At 70.3% G+C, this 16,568-nt stretch carries 15 protein-coding genes and 1 pseudogene; 1 reads left to right on the top strand and 15 read right to left on the bottom strand.

From position 1 onward, the window contains the following. The 3 genes and pseudogenes from CITRI_RS0114530 to ectA all read right to left on the bottom strand — a co-directional run. On the bottom strand, positions 1-342 hold a 342-nt coding region (locus CITRI_RS0114530; protein WP_010145645.1), incomplete at its 3' end, for an ectoine synthase. A 112-nt stretch (positions 343-454) separates the two neighbouring features. After that, complete coding sequence (ectB, locus tag CITRI_RS18030) at positions 455-1,753, bottom strand: diaminobutyrate--2-oxoglutarate transaminase (RefSeq protein ID WP_202798454.1); 1,299 nt, start codon at positions 1,751-1,753, stop codon at positions 455-457. Positions 1,754-1,804: 51 nt separating this feature from the next. Further along, a pseudogene (gene ectA / locus CITRI_RS19955) lies at positions 1,805-2,296 on the bottom strand (diaminobutyrate acetyltransferase); the annotation flags it as partial. Between the two features lie 281 nt (positions 2,297-2,577). Between ectA and CITRI_RS18025 the strand changes: the two are divergent. Further along, positions 2,578-3,546 carry an acyl-CoA thioesterase domain-containing protein gene (locus CITRI_RS18025; RefSeq protein WP_010145643.1) on the top strand — a complete coding sequence of 323 codons (969 nt, stop codon included), beginning with the start codon at positions 2,578-2,580 and terminating at the stop codon, positions 3,544-3,546. Positions 3,547-3,554: 8 nt separating this feature from the next. Here the strand turns inward: CITRI_RS18025 and CITRI_RS18020 are convergent, their stop codons facing one another. The 12 genes from CITRI_RS18020 to CITRI_RS0114460 all read right to left on the bottom strand — a co-directional run bounded on the left by CITRI_RS18020 (position 3,555) and on the right by CITRI_RS0114460 (position 16,447). Further along, positions 3,555-4,103 carry a CarD family transcriptional regulator gene (locus CITRI_RS18020; protein WP_010145642.1) on the bottom strand — a complete coding sequence of 183 codons (549 nt, stop codon included), beginning with the start codon at positions 4,101-4,103 and terminating at the stop codon, positions 3,555-3,557. A 118-nt stretch (positions 4,104-4,221) separates the two neighbouring features. Continuing rightward, on the bottom strand, positions 4,222-4,797 hold the full coding sequence (locus CITRI_RS18015) for a MarR family winged helix-turn-helix transcriptional regulator (RefSeq protein WP_040386571.1): 576 nt from the start codon (positions 4,795-4,797) through the stop codon (positions 4,222-4,224). Further along, entirely contained in the window at positions 4,794-5,669 is an 876-nt protein-coding gene (locus CITRI_RS18010; RefSeq protein ID WP_083843468.1) for an enoyl-CoA hydratase/isomerase family protein, read from the bottom strand. Before CITRI_RS18010 ends, CITRI_RS18015 begins: the two co-directional genes overlap by 4 nt. Next, positions 5,666-6,898, bottom strand: a complete 1,233-nt coding sequence (locus CITRI_RS0114500; RefSeq protein WP_010145639.1) for a CaiB/BaiF CoA-transferase family protein — start codon at positions 6,896-6,898, stop codon at positions 5,666-5,668. The genes CITRI_RS18010 and CITRI_RS0114500 overlap by 4 nt, the downstream gene beginning before the upstream one ends. 2 nt (positions 6,899-6,900) lie before the next feature. After that, positions 6,901-8,403 (bottom strand): aldehyde dehydrogenase family protein, encoded by a 1,503-nt coding sequence (locus CITRI_RS0114495; RefSeq protein ID WP_010145638.1) that lies wholly within the window; start codon positions 8,401-8,403, stop codon positions 6,901-6,903. Between the two features lie 47 nt (positions 8,404-8,450). Beyond that, positions 8,451-9,230: an enoyl-CoA hydratase gene (locus CITRI_RS0114490; protein WP_010145637.1), complete on the bottom strand. Its 780-nt coding sequence runs from the start codon at positions 9,228-9,230 to the stop codon at positions 8,451-8,453. Positions 9,231-9,323: 93 nt separating this feature from the next. Next, entirely contained in the window at positions 9,324-10,298 is a 975-nt protein-coding gene (gene mmsB, locus CITRI_RS0114485) for a 3-hydroxyisobutyrate dehydrogenase (protein WP_010145636.1), read from the bottom strand. Further along, positions 10,295-11,398, bottom strand: coding sequence for an enoyl-CoA hydratase/isomerase family protein (locus CITRI_RS0114480; RefSeq protein ID WP_010145635.1), 1,104 nt, complete (start codon positions 11,396-11,398; stop codon positions 10,295-10,297). Before CITRI_RS0114480 ends, mmsB begins: the two co-directional genes overlap by 4 nt. A gap of 56 nt (positions 11,399-11,454) precedes the next feature. Continuing rightward, positions 11,455-12,591 carry an acyl-CoA dehydrogenase family protein gene (locus CITRI_RS0114475; protein ID WP_010145634.1) on the bottom strand — a complete coding sequence of 379 codons (1,137 nt, stop codon included), beginning with the start codon at positions 12,589-12,591 and terminating at the stop codon, positions 11,455-11,457. Between the two features lie 44 nt (positions 12,592-12,635). Beyond that, complete coding sequence (locus CITRI_RS0114470) at positions 12,636-13,682, bottom strand: cytochrome b/b6 domain-containing protein (protein ID WP_237709083.1); 1,047 nt, start codon at positions 13,680-13,682, stop codon at positions 12,636-12,638. Between the two features lie 931 nt (positions 13,683-14,613). After that, the gene (locus CITRI_RS0114465) at positions 14,614-15,603 is read right to left on the bottom strand and encodes an electron transfer flavoprotein subunit alpha/FixB family protein (protein ID WP_010145632.1); all 990 of its coding nucleotides are present in this window, start codon (positions 15,601-15,603) and stop codon (positions 14,614-14,616) included. A 61-nt stretch (positions 15,604-15,664) separates the two neighbouring features. Continuing rightward, complete coding sequence (locus CITRI_RS0114460; protein WP_029139370.1) at positions 15,665-16,447, bottom strand: electron transfer flavoprotein subunit beta/FixA family protein; 783 nt, start codon at positions 16,445-16,447, stop codon at positions 15,665-15,667. Positions 16,448-16,568 lie beyond the last annotated feature (121 nt).

The following is a 16,568-nucleotide window of genomic DNA, read 5'->3' as shown; positions in this document are numbered from 1 at the left end:
GCGGCCGGTGACCGGCGGGTTGAAGACGCAGGCCATGCGCAGCTCGGTGGTCGCGCGGACGGTGTGCTTCTCGTGGCCGTCCAGCAGGTACATCGTGCCGTCCCTGAGCTCATGCACCTCACCGGTCTCCTCGTTGGTGAGGGTGCCCTCGCCCTGCACGCAGTACACGGCCTCGATGTGGTTCGCGTAGTGGAACGTGGAGGTGGTGCCCGCGTAGATGACGGTGTCGTGGAAGGAGAAACCGACGCCCTCACCGGCCAGGACCATGCGGCGCGAGCGCCAGGTCTCGGACTGGATGTCGCGGTCGGTGTCGTTCAGGTCGTTCAGGTTGGTCACCAGCATGGTGGTTCCTTTCGGTCGGGTGAACCGTTACGAGCACGGCGGAGGTAGGGACACGCCGTGCGGACCGACACTCATCGTGCTCGTAACCGGCAGTGGTGAAGGGGAGGGTGGCTCAGGCGCTTGCCAGTTCGCGGGCACCGGCCCGGTAGTCGACCTCGGTTCCGGTCACGGCGGTGACGGCCTCGGCGATGATGCCCAGGCCTCGCTCGAGCTCGGCCCGCGAGGTGGTCAGGGCCGGCATCACCTTGAGCACCTCGTCGTCGGGACCGGAGGTCTCCACGAGCAGGCCGTTGTCGAACGCGTGAGCGGCGACCTTCCCGGCCACCTCGGCATCCTCGAAGCGCACGCCGGCCAGCAGTCCGCGGCCGCGCACCGAGGCGCCCTCCACGGAGTCGGCGATCTGCTCCAGGCCGTCATGCAGGGTGGCGATGGCCTCGGCGAGCTGGCCCAGCTGGAAGGTGTCGTCCGCCCAGAACTCCTTCAGGGTGGCCGTGGCGGTGACGAAGGCCAGGTTGTTGCCGCGGAAGGTGCCGTTGTGCTCGCCCGGGGTCCACACGTCCAGCTCGGGACGGAACAGGGTCAGCGCCATCGGCAGGCCGAAGCCGGAGATCGACTTGGAGACGCAGACGATGTCCGGGGTGAATCCGGCCTCCTCGAAGCTGAAGAAGGTACCGGTCCGGCCGCAGCCGGCCTGGACGTCGTCGACGATCAGCAGGATCTCGTGCTTGGCGCACAGCTCGGACAGGCCGCGGAGCCATTCCAGACGGGCGGCGCGCACGCCCCCCTCACCCTGGACGGTCTCCACGATGACCGCGGCGGGCTTGTCCACGCCGGAACCGGAGTCCTCCAGGACCCGCTCCAGCCAGAGGAAGTCGGCGGTCTCGCCGTCGAAGTAGTCGTCGTACGGGATCTTCGAGCTGTTGGTCAGGGGAATACCGGCCCCCTTGCGCTTCATCGAGTTGCCGGTCACGGACAGCGACCCGAGGGTCATGCCGTGGAAGGCGTTGGTGAAGGACAGGATGTGCTGGCGCCCGGTCACCTTGCGGGCCAGCTTCAGGGCGGCCTCCACGGTGTTGGTGCCCGTCGGGCCGGGGAACATGACCTTGTAGTCCAGCCCGCGCGGGTCCAGGATGACGTCCTTGAAGGTCTGCAGGAACTCCCGCTTGGCCGGGGTCATCATGTCCAGGGAGTGCACGACCGCGTCGCTGGTGAGGTACTCTGCCACGGCGGCCTGCAGCTTCGGGTGGTTGTGCCCGTAGTTCAGGGCGCCGGCCCCCGAGAAGAAGTCGAGGTACTCGGTGCCGTCCTCGGCGGTCTGGACGCAGCCCTTGGCGTGGGTGAAGACGGTGGGCCAGCCGCGGCTGTAGCTGCGGACCTCGGACTCGACGGTGCTGAAGACAGTGGTATCCATGGTGTGTCCCTTTCGGATGGGGTCGATCTGCGGCCCGGAGAGGGGCGCGATCCGGTGAAGGTATTCGGTGTCATGTCCGTCCGGGTACATCCGGTCGGTGAACAGCGGCATGACCTCGCGGCTGGCGCCGTGGCGCTGGGCGAAGCGCGTGAACAGGGCGATGGAGGCCTCGTTGTCCGCGGTGATCGTGGTCTCCACGGTCTCGGCGGACGTCCGGGCGACGAGCGCGTCGAGCATCTTCGACGCGAGTCCGCGGCCACGGGCGGCCTCGGAGACCGCGACCTGCCACACCATCAGGGTGGTGGGCGACTCGGGCCGCAGGTAGCCGCTCACGAAGCCGACCGGCTCGCCGTCGAGTTCGGCGATCACCGAGGTGTCGGCGAAGTCCCTGGCCCACAACAGGTAGGCGTAGGAGGAGTTGAGGTCCAGGACCTGCGAGTCCTTCGTCAACTGCCAGAGCGCTGCACCATCGGCGGCCCGCAACGGGCGGAGGGTGAGGCTGTTCGGACGGGTGGTCAGTGGTGTGTCTGCATCATCTGCCATCCATTCCAACCTAACGAGCTGAGTTTCGATTTCAACCCGAGATCCGCGAAATCCGGGGGTTCTGGCCCCCGGCAGGCGCTCGCGGGAGGCAGGCTCGGAGGGCCGCACTTCCGCGAGCTGACGCGGTTGCTCGGGCAAACGCTCTGTACACGGACGACCCTCGCGGAATCTTTACCGTTTCGTTATATTCAGGGGGTGGGGGCATCGGTCCCCGGGGCCCCTCACCACCCCTCACGGCACCGTTCGGACAGTTCCAGGGGGCGCTCCGCTACATTGCTGGAATGACCGCACCCCATCCGGACCGCACCCTGCCGACCTCCCCCCGGGGAGCCGACACCCTCCAGGCCCACGGCGCACACGACGCCCTCGGCAGCCGGGGCGACGTCCCGACTGGCCGCCCGGTCCCCGTGCTGGGCCGGATGGAGCAATTGATGCGGGTGCGGCTGTTCCGCGACCCGGAGCAGGGCGCGGCCGGGGCCCGGACGGGGACGATGACGACCGGCCCCTGGGTCCAGGACCCGGACGGCCGCCCCTTTGGCGCCGCAGCGGCGGTGATCATGGACAAGACGCTGGCCACGTCCCTGCACGCTGCGGAACGCCGCCTGCAGTGGATCGTCACCACGGAACTGGTGCTCAACATCCTGCGGCCGCTACCCGCGGACGGCACCACCCTGGAGTCGTGGACCCGCCCCCTCGTGGCCGACGGCACGGGCGGGATGGCCTCGGGAACCCTGCGGGGCCCGGACGGCAGGGAGTACGTCCAGGCGACCGGCTGGTTCCAGGGCGTGGACGGGAACGATCCGGCCGCCGTCGGGCACTTCATAGCCATGGCAGGCCTACCCATGGGGCCGGACACCGAGGTTCCCCTCGGGCAGGTCCTCGGCGCGCAGCCCACGGCGCCGGCCCCGAGGGCCGGGCGACCAGAGGTCACCGACGGCTTCGGGGCCGGATGGGGCTTCGCGCGCAAGGACGAGTTGTGCAACCCGCACGGGGCCGTCCACGGCGGCGCCCTGAGCATGATGGCGGCGCTGGCGGCCCAGCAGGCCATGCCGGACCGGACCGGATACGACCTGCAGTCGCTGCGGGTGATGTTCCTGCGGCCGGCCGGCGGCGAGATCGCCTCACGGGTCCGGGTCCGGCATGCCGGGAGGTCGTTGCGGATCGTGCAGGTGGAGTTGTACGGCGCCGGCAACGGGCCCGACGCCAAGCCGTTCATGCAGGCCGAGGCGGCCTTCCGCCCGGCCCGCTGAGCCTCAGGTCAGGCGGCCTGCTGGGCCGCCAGCCTGGTGGTCTTGCCGCGGTCCAGCCCGAGGTCCTTGAGCGGGGTGCCGTCGATGGCCTGGGCCATGACGTCCTCCGCCTCGACCGGGGTGATGTCCAGGACGATGGCCACCTCGGCGGCGAGCACCTCGACGGCCTCGCGGTGGAGCATCCGCTCGGCCATGGACAGTTCCTTCTCGGTCTGGCGGCGATGCAGGTCGCGGACGACCTCGGCCACGCGGGGCAGGTCACCGGTGGACAGCTTCTCCTGGAAGGCCTTGATCCGGCGGGACCACTGCTGCTCGACGTGCTCGCTCGGCTTGGCCAGCAGGGACATCAGCTTCCGCACGGTGGTGTGGCTGCTGACATCACGGACACCGATGTCCTTGATCCCCGCCTCCGGGACGGAGATGCGCAACCCCTTGTCCTGGATCTCCAGATCGACGTACGCCACGTCCTTTCCCTTCAATTGCCGCACCTGGCGGTCGAGCACGACCGCGGGTCCGTGGTGGGGGTGGACGACGAACTGACCGGGGACCAGACGCATGGGTGGGGTGCACCTTTCTCTAGACAAGGCCAAAACGACACACGACAGTGACTCGGGGGCACTACCGGGAATTTGGCCTATTCATTTTCTCATTTTCGGGACGAAAAATCAATTCCTCTCAGCGGTTCTCCCCGGCAGGCGCCGCCGGATCGTCTATCATCCCGGGGCCCCGGGTCATCAGCGGGCTGACCTCGGCGAAGTCCCCGGCGTTGTACCGCAACCGGGCGAGGATCCCGTTGAGGGCCGTCACCTCTCGGTCGTCGATGCCCAGGTCCCCGAAGACCTCCCGGTTGAGGGCCCGGGCGGCCTGCAGCGCCAGGTCGCGTCCCTGCGGGGTGATCTCCACCAGGTTCGCCCTCCCGTCGGTGGGGTGGGGCTGGCGCTGGACCAGCCCGGCGCGACCCAGCCGCTCGACGGTGTTCGTCACCGACGTGGGGTGGACCTGGAGCCGGCTCGACGCCTTCGCCAGGGGCAGGGCCCCGGTCTTGGAGAACCCCAGCAGGGTGAGCATCTCGAACCGCGCGAAGGTGAGGTCCAGCGGCCGCAGGACGGCATCGATCCGGGCCAACAGGATCTGCTGGCTCCGGAACAGCGAGGTGACCGCGGCCATCCCATCGGCCGCCTCCCCCCACCCGCGTTCGGTCCAGTGCCGGTGGGCCTCCCCCACCGGGTCGGTCCTGAGGGGTTTGCTCATGACGTGCTGCCCGCATCCGCCACCCGGCCGGCCGGCCGGCGTACGGAGTCGGGCCCGCCATTCCAGGTGAACCGCGGGGTCTGCTTGGCCAGGAACGCCCGGGCCCCGATGGCGGGGTCTTGGCTGGCGGCCATCTGCTCCTGCCAGTGGTCGCTGACCGGCTCCAGGTCCCCGCCCGCGGCCGCCACGTCCACGATGTCCTTCATGGCCTGGATCGACAGTTGCGAGCGGGAGGCCAGGCGCCGGGCGAAGTCGGCCACGTCGTCCCAGAAGGTGTCGGCCGGGTGGACGGCCTGGACCAGGCCCAGTCCGTGGGCGCGCTCGGCGTCCACGAAGTCACCGCTGAACAACAGGTACTTGGCCGTGGCCGGGCCGGCGATGCGGACCAGGCGTTCGATGCCGGCCACTGGGTACACGATCCCGATCTTGGCCGGCGTGATGCCGAAGGTCGCGTCCGACGAGGCCAGGCGGATGTCGCAGGCCGCGGCGATCTGCCACGCCCCGCCCAGGCAGTACCCCTGGACGGCGGCGATGGTCGGCTTGTGCAGCCCGGCCAGGGCCGCCTCACCCCGGGCGACCGCGCCGCCGTCGTGACGGCCCGATTCCTCGGACTTCAGGATGCTGTCCAGGTCGGAGATGTCCGCGCCCGCGGAGAAGTCTGTCCCGTCACCGCGGACCACGACCACCCGGACGTCCGGATCCTCGGCGAGGTCCCGGCAGACCGGGACCAGGCCGAGCCACATCCGTTCGGTCATGGTGTTGCGCCGGCCCGGATTGGACAGGGTGATCGTGGCGATCTCCCCTGACCTGGAGACCTGCACCGATCCTCCCGGCCGGGACGGCTCCCCCGCCACCGGTGCCGCTGCGCTCATGGACGCACCGTCTCGGTGACGATGCCCGCCTCGACGAGCCCCGCGATCTGGCCCTCGTCCAGTCCGAGCCCCTCCAGGACGGCGCGGGTGTCCTCGCCGAGGGCCGGCGGGGCCTTGCGCACCCCGGCCGGCACGCCGTCCACGCTCAACGGGCCGCGCAACAGCGGCAGCGGCGAACCGTCGATCCGCTGCACCCGCTGCACCATCTGCAGGGCCTGCACCTGTGGGTCCTCGAAGGCCTGGGCATAGGTGTAGATCGGCCCGGTCGGGATCCCTGCGGCACGGAATTCCTCGATCCACTCGAGTCCGGGACGGTGCTGGAGGCGCTCCTCGATGAGCCCGGTGAGCTCCTGCCTGTTCTCGGAGCGGTCCCGGCCGATCGCGAATCGCGGGTCGTCCTCGAGCTCGGGGGCGCCGATGATCCGGCAGAACGTCTTCCAGTGGGCCTGGTTGCCGACGGCGATGATCGCCGGGATGTCCGCGGTGCGGAACACCCCGTACGGGGCCAGGACCGGGTGGTTGTTGCCCTGCGGGACCGGGACCGTGCCGGTGGACAGGTAATTCTGCCCCTGGAACGCCGAGATGGCCAGGCCCGCCTCCAGCAGGGAGGTGCCCACCTGGTGGCCCCGGCCACCGTTGCCGCCGCGGCCGGCCAGCGAGGCGCAGACCCCGACGGCGGTGAACACGCCCGCGTAGAGGTCCATCACCGGCACCCCCACCCGGGTGGGGGAATCGGCGTCGGGCCCGGTGACGGACATCAGCCCGGACATCCCCTGGGCGACCTGGTCCAGCCCGGCGGCCTGGGCGAGCGGCCCGGTGGTGCCGAAGCCGGAGACCGAGGCGACCACCAGTCCGGGGTTCGCCTCGCGCAGCCGCTCCGGGTCCAGGCCCATGGTGGTCAGGACCCCGGGGCGGAAGTTCTCCACCAGCACGTCGGCCGAGGCGGCCAGGTCCCAGAGCAGCTCCCGCCCCTGGTCGGAGTAGAAGTCGACCGCGATCGACTCCTTGTTCCGGTTGGTGGAGTCGAAGTACAGGGAGTGCTCGCCCTCGAAGGGCGGCCAGGTGCGGGTGGAGTCCCCGCCCTTGACCGACTCCACCTTGATGATCCTCGCCCCGAGGTCCCCGAGCAGGGCCGTGCAGTACGGTCCGGCCAGGGCCCGGGAGAGGTCCATGACGGTGATGCCCTCCAGCGGCAGGCGGGCGGGCTGTCCGGTCTGCTCTCCGGTCATGGTCAGCCCCGCAGCCTGACGTTGACCTGCTTGATCTGGGTGAAGCCCTCGAGCATGCCCTCCAGCGAGGCCTCGCGGCCCATGCCGGACTGCTTGTACCCGCCGTAGGACTGGCCCACGACCTGCCCGCCGCCCTGGTTGACCTGCACCCAGCCGGACTCGATCCGGTGGGCGGTGTTCAGCGCGTTGTCCAGGTCGTGGGTCCACACGTAGGCGGCCAGGCCGTAGTGGGAGTCGTTGGCCATCTTCACCACCTCGTCCAGGTCCTTCCACTTGATGGCCACCAGCACCGGTCCGAAGATCTCCTCCTGGGACAGCCGGAAGTCGTTGCGGGCCCCGCCGAAGATGGTGGGCACGTGGTAGAAGCCCTCGGTCAGCGGGCCGTCCGCGGGCACGTTCCCGCCGAGCACGGTCGTCAGGTCGGGGTGGTTGCGCCCCTCCTCGAGGTAACCGCTGATCTGGTCGAACTGGGACTGGTTGATCACCGCGCCCATGTCCGAGGCCTCGTCCAGCGGGTCGCCGACGACCATCGCCCCCAGGCGGGCGGCGAGCTTGTCCAGCATCTCGTCGTAGATGTCCTCGTGCAGGAACAACCGGGAGCCCGCCGTGCAGGACTGGCCCTGCCGGGCGAAGCGCGAGGAGAGCATCAGGCCGTCCAGGATGCCCTCGTCCTCGATCGCGTCCGGGAACACGATCGACGGATTCTTCCCGCCCAGCTCCAGGGACAGGTGCGCCAGCCGCTCGGAGGCCTTCGCGGCTACGCCGCGGCCCACCTCGGTGGAACCGGTGAAGGAGACCTTGTCCACGCCCGGGTGGGTGGACAGCGCGTTGCCGATCACCGAACCACGCCCGGTCAGGGAGTTCACGACGCCGGCAGGCACGTGACGCTGGCAGAGCTGGGCCAGGTACTGGATCGTCAGGGGGGCATCGTCGGCCGCCTTGAGGATCACCGTGTTCCCCGCGGCCAGGGCCGCGGGGACCTTGAACGCCGCGATCATCAGCGGCGAGTTCCACGGCAGGATGCACGCCACCACGCCCAGCGGCTCCCGGCGCGTGTACTGCAGTTGCTGGTCCCCGGCGGGCAGGGTGACGCCCTTGGACTCCCCCGCCACCCCCGCGAAGTAGCGGAACAGGGACACCAGCGTGGCGACCTCCGGCCGGGCCTGGGTCCGCAGGGCGTTGCCCGTGTCCAGGGCGGTCAACCGCGCGAACTTCTCGGCCTCGGCCTCGATGTCGGCGGCGATGGCCAGCAGGGCCTTGGCCCGCTCGGTGAAGTGCACGCTGCGCCACTGGCCGAAGGCGCGGCGGGCGGCCGCCACCGCGCGGTCCACGTCCTCAGCGCCGGCGGCCGGCACCCGGGCGATGACCTCACCGCGGCGGGAGGGGTTGCGCACGTCGCGCCACTCACCGGTCGCCGCCTCGACGGCGCGGCCGTCGATCCACAGCAGCTGCTCGACACCGGCCAGGATGTCACTGGCCCTCGAATCCAAGGTGATCTCACTCATGGGGTCCTTCTCTCAGGTGGTCTGGGGGGTCCGGGGAAGGGCGACGGTCAGCGGTGGGTGAACGTGGCCGGCCGCTTCTCGACGAAGGCGGCCATGCCCTCGGACTGGTCCTCGGTGGCGAAGCAGGCGTGGTTCAGCCGCCGTTCCAGGAGCACGCCCTCGGCCAGGCTGGACTCGTAGGCGGCATTGACCGCCTCCTTGGCGAGCATGGCGATCGGCTTGGACATCCCGGCGATCGTGGCCGCCAGCTCCGCGGCCTCGCGCTGCAGGTCGGCCACCGGGACCACGCGGGCCACCAGCCCGGTGCGCTCGGCCTCCTCGGCGCCCATGGTCCGGCCGGCCAGGACCATCTCCATGGCCTTGGACTTGCCGATCGCGCGGGTCAGTCGCTGGGATCCGCCCATCCCGGGGATGATGCCGAGCTTGATCTCCGGCTGGCCGAACTTCGCGTTGTCCGCGGCCAGGATGATGTCGGCCATCATGGCCAGTTCGCAGCCCCCACCCAGGGCGTGGCCGGCCACCGCGGCGATGACCGGCGTGCGCATCGCGGTGAACTGCTCCCAGCCGCCGAAGATGTCCGAGGTGTAGGCCTCGGAGAAGCTCAGGGTGGCCATCTCCTTGATGTCGGCCCCCGCGGCGAAGGCCTTCTCCGACCCGGTGATGACGATCGCGCCGATGTCCTCGTCGCGGTCATAGCGGATGGCGGCGTCGAGCACCTCCTGGGTCAGTTGGTTGCTGATCGCATTGAGGGCCTTGGGCCGGTTCAGGGTGATCGTCGCGACCCGGCCCTCGACGTTCGTCAGGATGGTCTCGTAGTCGGCGGTCATGCGTGCCCTCTCACTCGTTGCTGGTACCTGCATCTGCTCGGTCATGACGGTTCTCCTGGAATGGGACGTGGGTGGGTTCGGGCCCGGAGGCGTTCAGGCCCCGGAAGGGCCGGACGCCGCGCCCGAGTGCTCACGGATCTGCTGGATGATCGCGGAGAAGTCCTTGGTGGCGCCCTCGCCGGCCCCGAAGGCCTCGTAGATCTCCGCGGCGAGCAACCCCATGCGGCTCTCGGTGCCGGTGGACTCGATGGCGTGGCGGGCCAGGCCGAGGTCCTTGGCCATGAGCGCCCCGGTGAACCCGGGCGTGAAGTCCCGGTTCGCCGGTGAGGTGGGAACGGGCCCGGGCACCGGGCAGTTGGTCGTCAGCGCCCAGCACTGGCCGGTCGCGTTGGAGGCTACGTCGAACAGGGCCTCGTTGCTCAGGCCCAGCTTCTCGCCCAGCACGAACGCCTCGGACACCGCGATCATGGACACGCCCAGGATCATGTTGTTGCAGACCTTGGCGGCCTGACCGGCGCCCGCCTCGCCGCAGTGCACCACGCGGCGCCCGACGACCTCCAGGACGGGCAGGGCCTCGGCATAGTCCTCTGCGGAACCTCCGACCATCATGGCCAGGGTCCCGGCCTCGGCACCCACGGTGCCGCCCGAGACGGGCACGTCCAGGGACCGGTGACCGGCCGCCGTCGTGATCTCGTGCATGGTCCGGGCGTCCTCCACCGCGATGGTGGAGCAGTCGATGAAGAGCGTTCCGGGCCGCGCCGCGGCCAGCAGGCCCTCGACGGGCTCGCCGCCGTCGGAACCGTCCTTGCCCTGGTAGGCGCCCAGGACGTGACGCCCGGCGGGCAGCATGGTGATCACCAGGTCTGCCTCACGCACGGCGTCGGGGCCGGAACCGGCGATCTGCACCCCGGCGGCCCGGGCCCTGTCGAGGGCCTCCGGGACCAGGTCGAAGCCAGCCACGCGGTGGCCGGCCTTGACGAGGTTCGCGGCCATCGGGCCGCCCATGTTCCCCAGTCCGATGAAGGCGATGTCCGGCAGGGCACCGGATGCGGCGGTGTTCTCGGTCATGACAGGGCCTCCTTGACGGCCTGGGTGCGGGTCTGGTGGTCCGTGCCGGCCGGCTCGAAGACGGCGGTGACGTCCTCGTCGCGGACGTCCTCCAGGGTCACCGGACTCCAGCGGGGGTTGCGGTCCTTGTCCACGAGCTGGGCGCGGATGCCCTCGCTCATGTCGGCGCTGCGGATCAGGTGGTGGGCCACCCGGCGGTCCTGGTCCAGCACCTCGTGCACGGAGGACATCTGCGCCGCCCGCCGCACCAGTTCGAGGGTGACCTTGACCGATGTCGGCGACTTGGCCCGGATCTGGGCGGCCGCCTCCGCGGCGGCCGGATCGCCGTCGGCCTCCAGCGCCGCGACGATCTCCTCGGCCGCGCCGGCGGCATACGCGGACTGGATCCACCGGCGGTGCGTGAGCAGCGGCGCAGGCGGGGCCTCGGTCGCGACGGCGGCAATCGCCTCGTCGGCCTCCCGTGTCTCGAGCGCGCTGGCCAGGTCCGCCAGCGCCTCCGACGGTACGAAGTGGTCGGCGAAGCCGAGGGCGATGGCGTCCGCACCGGTGACGTGCTGGGAGGTCAGCGCCATGTGGGTGCCGAAACCGGACGGCGCGCGGGCCAGCAGCCAGGACCCGCCGACGTCGGGAAAGAAGCCGATGCCGGTCTCCGGCATGCCCAGCCGGGTCCGTTCGGTGACGATCCGGTGGGAGCCGTGGGCGGAAATGCCGACGCCACCGCCCAGCACGATCCCGTCCATGAACGCCACGAAGGGCTTCGGGTAGTCCGCGATCTCCCCGTTCATCGTGTACTCGATGTCGAAGAAGTGGTCGGCGTCCTGCGGGTGGCCCTCCGTCACGGTGCGGTGCAGGTTGACGATGTCACCGCCGGCGCACAGTCCCCGTTCCCCCGCCCCCGAGACCAGGACGGTCCGGACGCGGTCGTCCTGGCGCCACTCGTCCAGGGTGGCGCGGACGGTGTCCACCATGCCGGGCGTGATGGCGTTCAGCGCCCGGGGCCGGTTCAGGACGATATGGCCCAGGTGACCCGCCCTGCGGACGATGACCTCTGGTTCGTTCGGTTGCGCCGATGGAGTCGGCGACGATGCGTCAGTGCTCATGGTTTCCTTTCCGCCGAGTCGGACCGGTGCCGGTCCCGACCTCTGGGGGCACTGTCTCAGGCGTCGACCAGCATGCGGCCGACGATCAATCGCATGATCTCGTTGGACCCCTCGAGGATCTGGTGTACCCGCAGGTCCCGGACGATCTTCTCCACCCCGTACTCGTGCAGGTAGCCGTACCCGCCGTGGAGCTGCAGTGCCTTGTTCGCCGCGTCGAACCCGGTGTCCGTGGCCACCTTCTTGGCCATGGCGCACAACCGCACGGTGTCGGGGTCCTTGCGGTCCAGCGCGTCGGCCGCCCGCATCAGGAACGTGCGCGCCGCCTCCAGGTCGGTGGCCATGTCCGCGAGGTCGAACACGAGGGACTGCTTGGTGGTCAGCGGGGCGCCGAAGGCGGTGCGCTCCTTGAGGTAGGCGGTGGCCTTCTCCAGGGCGGCCTGCCCGCCGCCGAGGGAGCAGGCACCGATGTTGATTCGCCCACCGTTGAGGCCCTTCATGGCGATGTGGAACCCGTCGCCCTCCTCGCCCAGGCGATGGGCCACCGGGACGCGGGCGTCCTCGAAGATCACCTGGCGGGTCGGCTGGGTGTTCCAGCCCATCTTCTTCTCGTTCGGACCGAAGGACAGCCCGGGGGTGTCCTTGTGGACCACGAGCGTGGAGATCCCCTTGGACCCGGTGTCCGCGGTCCGGCACATCACCACGTAGTACTCGGACGTGCCGGCCCCGGAGATGAACTGCTTGACGCCGTTGAGGACGTAGTCGTCGCCGTCCCGCACGGCCCGGGTGGTCAGCGAGGCCGCGTCCGATCCGGCCCCGGGCTCGGTCAGGCAGTAGCTGCCGAGGTGCTGCATGGTCGCGAGGTCGGGGACCCATCGGGCGCGCTGCTCGTCCGTGCCGAAGCTGTCGATCATCCACACCACCATGTTGTGAATGGAGATGTAGGCCGACAGCGCCGGATCCGCCTTGGCCAGTTCCTCGAAGATGAGGACCGCGTCCTTGCGGTCCAGTCCGGCGCCCCCGTGCTCCTCGCCCACGTAGATGCCGCCCAGGCCGAGCTCGCCGGCCTCGGCCAGCACGTCAACCGGGAAGTGCTTCTCGGCATCCCAGTCCAGGGCGTGGGGAGCGATCCGCTCGGTGGCGAAGTCTCGCACGGCGTCGACGAGCGCGCGCTGGTCCTCGGTGATCTGGTACATGCCTGCAGTCCTTTCTCCGTGCGGCCCAGGGGTGGCGGGCCGGACTATTTGGAGATCTTGCCCGTGCGGGCGGCGATGGGGGTGGTGAACATCGGTTGGGTGAGGAACCACGCGGCGGCGATCACGACCAGCGAGACCAGGAAGATCACCAGGCCCCACCAGTCCACGACGTCCCGGGAGGTGTACATGTGGTTCAGGTTCCGCAGCGCCCCCGTGAAGAACACCAGGAACACGTGCACGATCGTGAACGCCACGAAGTAGAGCATCACCGGGAAGTGCACCGCCCGCGCCCACTCCACCGGGTAGGCCCTGGTGAGCCTCTCGGCGCGCTCGGGCCACCAGGTCGAGAACCGCAGCCCGGAGATGATCGCCAGCGGGGCGGCGATGAACACGGTGGTGAAGTAGGCCATCACCTGCAGGGCGTTGTAGTGCACCCACCCGTTCTCGGTGGGCCAGTCCAGGGAGGCGTACTGGATCGCCCCGGAGACCATGTTCGGGAACACATCCCAACTGGTGGGCACGATCCGCATCCAGTGCCCGGTGACAAACAGCAGCACGATGAAGATGATCCCGTTGAGGACCCAGAGCACGTCCAGGCACTGGTGCAGCCACTGGGTCAGGGACACCTTCTTGGGGATGTTCCCGGCCGGGGAGAAGAACGAGTCCATCCTGGCGGTCCAGTACCCGGGGGGCTTGCGCTCGGTGCGCACCTGCAGCCCGGTGCGGATGATCAGCACGATGAGGAACATGTTGAAGAAGTGCTGCCAGCCCAGCCACCAGGGCATACCCACAGGGGCGGCCTCGGGCTGGGAGGCATGCCCGTCATAGGTCGCGATGAACTCCTGCACCCCCTCGAGGGTGCGCAGCCACCGGGCCCCGAGCACCACGGCCAGGGCCACCACCACCAGCGCGCCGATGATCAGCGCCGGGCGCACCCACGGACGCCGCGGTGCCACCGGGGTCGCTGCCCCCGCCGGGCCCGGCGTCCCCGCCCGACCCGACGGGATGGCGGCGCTCGAGGTGGCGGTACCGGAGGGGGTGGAGACCGTGGGTGCCGCGACCGGGGCGGCCGCAGCACGGGTGGGGTTCACGGATACAGGTTCGGGGTCACCGGCGGGGGCGCCCCCCATGCGCTGACGCGTGGGCGCATCGTCGGTGGTGCCGGCGGGAGCGGTCACCCCGCCGGCACCGGGGGCACCACCCATCCGCCTGCGGGGAGCAGCGCCGGCGGCCTCAGGCGCCGGGGCGCTGGGAGCCGCCGGTGCTGACGCCGTGGCGGCCTGGGCTGCAGGAGCACCGCCCATCCGGCGCCTGGGCTCGGTGGCAACCGGAGTGGACGACCCGTCACTCGCTGGGGCCGAAGCGCTCGGAGCGACAGACGACGCCCCGTCGCCCTGAACCCCGTGTGACGTGGTCTCAGCAGACTGCATCATCGGCGCACCGCCCATGCGGCGCCTGCGCACCGGAGCAGCTGAACCGCTGGTCCCGTTGCCACCCCTCTCGGCGGGGGACGCGTCATCCGGGGAGGCCTGGGCCACCGCAGCGTCCGAAGCACTCGCGCGGGCCTGGGGCTCGGGTGCCGGGGCCCGCGTCCCGGAGGGCAAGGGAGCAGGTGCACTGCCCATGCGACGCTTGCGGGTGGGGCCCGCGGTCGTTCCCGGGGCCGGCTGGGCCTGGCTCTCGGCCTCGGGGGTGGTCACGGACTCCGCTACCAGGTCCCCCTCCGGCCGCGCTGCCAGTTCCTGGGGAACCGGTGGCGACCCCATCACCTCTACCCCGGGTGGCTGGGACGCGGCCGCGACCGCCACCGACACGTCGGGGTCGGTGGCCGGCGACAGGGAATGCGGCGCAGGCGGGGTGTAACCGGCCATGCGGCGCCGGACCGTGCGCGGTCCCGGGTTCTGCTCGGTACTCATGAGGCGTCTCAGTCCTTCGCGGGGATGGTCACGGCGTGGGGGGGGGTGGGCGGGGCTCCGTCCCGGGTACGCGTCCTGTGCCCCGGGGCACAGGACGCGCGGGGCGTCAGTTGCGGCGGCTGTTGATCTCCTCGATCAGCTGGGGGACGACCTCGAAGACGTCGCCGACGACACCGAAGTCGGCGACCTCGAAGATCGGGGCATCCTCGTCCTTGTTGATGGCCACGATGGTCTTGGCCGTCTGCATGCCCGCCCGGTGCTGGATCGCTCCGGAGATGCCCAGGGCCACGTAGAGCTGCGGAGTCACCGTCACCCCGGTCTGGCCGACCTGGTAGGACTGCGGCACGTAGCCGGCGTCCACGGCCGCACGGGAGGCGCCCACGGCCGCGCCGAGGACGTCGGCGAGGTCCTCGACCACGCTGAAGGCTTCCTTGGACCCGACCCCGCGGCCTCCGGAGACCACGGCCTTGGCCCCGCGCAGCGCCGGACGACCGGTAGAGACCGGGGCCTCGTCCACGGAGTCGATGCTCGCACCCCGGGCGGTGGTCGTCGAGACGGCTGCGGTCCTCACCTCAGGGGCTGCCACGGCCTCGGCCCGGGCCTCGATCGACCCGGGACGGATGGTGGCGATCATCAGCCCGCCCTCCACGGTGGACTCGGTGGTGAAGTCCCCGCCGAACACCGCATGGGTGGCGATGACCTCCTGGCCCTCCTCGTCATAGGAGATGCCGACCACGTCCGCGGCCACGGACCCGCCGGCCACGATCGCCAGCCGGCCGGCCACGGCCTTGGAGTCGTTCGTGGCCGAGAGCAGCACCACCGGCGCCTGGTACGCCTGGACGGCATCGGCCAGGGCGCCGACCTGGGCGGAGCCCAGCTCGGTGGCCGCCGTCTCGGACTCGGCGAGGTACACCTGGGCCGCACCCAGCCCACCCAGGTCCGCCGCCAGCGTGCCGGCCGCCCCCGGGGTGGTCACGGCCACCGCCACCGGGACACCGATCTGCGCGGCGGCCCCGAGCAGGCCCGCAGCGGTGGACTTCGGGACACCGTCAGTGGTGGTCTCGATCAGGACTATGACATTTCCAACGTTCGACATCTGCATTTCCTTCAGCTCGTCACGTGTTCTGGTCTTCGGGGAGAGGTCTTCGCCAGCGGGCTCAGATGAGCCGGTTGGCGGCCAGGAACTCGGCCAGCTGGGATGCGGCGGTGCCGTCGTCGGCCACCTTCGGACCGGCCTGCTTCGGAGGCCGCGCCGTGGCCGAGACCATCACCGACCGCACGGATGCGGCCTCCGGGCCGGCCTGGATGCCCAGCTCCGCCAGCGACCAGGTGTCCAGCGGTTTCTTCTTCGCGGCCATGATCCCCTTGAAGTTCGGGAACCTCGGTTCGGCCGTCTTCTCGGTCACCGACACCACGGCGGGCAGCGACGAGGAGACCTGCAACGAGCCCCCGTCCACGCCCGCCGTGCCGGAGACCCGGTCCGGGCCGATCTCGATCGCGTCCAGGCCCGGCAGGACCGGCAGTCCCAGGACCTCCGCGACCATGGCCGGGATCATCCCGCCACGGCCGTCGGTGGCCTCGTTGCCGGCGACCACCAGGTCCGCACCGCCGATCTTCTCGATCGCCGCGGCCAGCACCCTCGCCGTCTGGACCATGTCCGACCCCGCCAGGGACGCATCCGTCACCAGCACGGCCGAATCGGCGCCCATGGACAGCAGCTTCCGCAGCGTCTTCGTGGCGTCCTCCGGACCCATCACGAGGACCACGATCTCCGTGTCCTTGTTCGCGTCCTTGAACTGCAGGGCGTTCTCCAGGGCCCGCTCATTGATCTCGTCCGGCACCGGCTCCGACGCCGCCCGGTCCAACATCCCTGACTCCAGGTCGATCTTCCGATCCGACCAGGTATCCGGAACCTGCTTGGCCAAAACAACAATCTTCATGCGTGCTCTCCTTGCCCGAGGGCGGACGGGAATCATCTCGGTGGGTCTGCGCCTCAACTTACTAGGACTTCCAACTGAATACTAGGTCTTCCGAGTAAGGGACTGTAGTCTGGGTCACATT

The sequence above is a fragment of the Citricoccus sp. CH26A genome, from assembly GCF_000224415.1.
Taxonomy (GTDB): domain Bacteria; phylum Actinomycetota; class Actinomycetes; order Actinomycetales; family Micrococcaceae; genus Citricoccus.
This window is presented reverse-complemented; position numbering and strand designations above follow the sequence as displayed.

What these genes read in the sequence shown, in the direction of transcription:
- ectB (WP_202798454.1), bottom strand. Translation starts at nt 1,753, where the DNA reads ATGGATACCACTGTCTTCAGCACCGTCGAGTCCGAGGTCCGCAGCTAC.
- CITRI_RS18025 (WP_010145643.1), top strand. Translation starts at nt 2,578, where the DNA reads ATGACCGCACCCCATCCGGACCGCACCCTGCCGACCTCCCCCCGGGGA.
- CITRI_RS18020 (WP_010145642.1), bottom strand. Translation starts at nt 4,103, where the DNA reads ATGCGTCTGGTCCCCGGTCAGTTCGTCGTCCACCCCCACCACGGACCC.
- CITRI_RS18015 (WP_040386571.1), bottom strand. Translation starts at nt 4,797, where the DNA reads ATGAGCAAACCCCTCAGGACCGACCCGGTGGGGGAGGCCCACCGGCAC.
- CITRI_RS18010 (WP_083843468.1), bottom strand. Translation starts at nt 5,669, where the DNA reads ATGAGCGCAGCGGCACCGGTGGCGGGGGAGCCGTCCCGGCCGGGAGGA.
- CITRI_RS0114500 (WP_010145639.1), bottom strand. Translation starts at nt 6,898, where the DNA reads ATGACCGGAGAGCAGACCGGACAGCCCGCCCGCCTGCCGCTGGAGGGC.
- CITRI_RS0114495 (WP_010145638.1), bottom strand. Translation starts at nt 8,403, where the DNA reads ATGAGTGAGATCACCTTGGATTCGAGGGCCAGTGACATCCTGGCCGGT.
- CITRI_RS0114490 (WP_010145637.1), bottom strand. Translation starts at nt 9,230, where the DNA reads ATGACCGCCGACTACGAGACCATCCTGACGAACGTCGAGGGCCGGGTC.
- mmsB (WP_010145636.1), bottom strand. Translation starts at nt 10,298, where the DNA reads ATGACCGAGAACACCGCCGCATCCGGTGCCCTGCCGGACATCGCCTTC.
- CITRI_RS0114480 (WP_010145635.1), bottom strand. Translation starts at nt 11,398, where the DNA reads ATGAGCACTGACGCATCGTCGCCGACTCCATCGGCGCAACCGAACGAA.
- CITRI_RS0114475 (WP_010145634.1), bottom strand. Translation starts at nt 12,591, where the DNA reads ATGTACCAGATCACCGAGGACCAGCGCGCGCTCGTCGACGCCGTGCGA.
- CITRI_RS0114465 (WP_010145632.1), bottom strand. Translation starts at nt 15,603, where the DNA reads ATGTCGAACGTTGGAAATGTCATAGTCCTGATCGAGACCACCACTGAC.
- CITRI_RS0114460 (WP_029139370.1), bottom strand. Translation starts at nt 16,447, where the DNA reads ATGAAGATTGTTGTTTTGGCCAAGCAGGTTCCGGATACCTGGTCGGAT.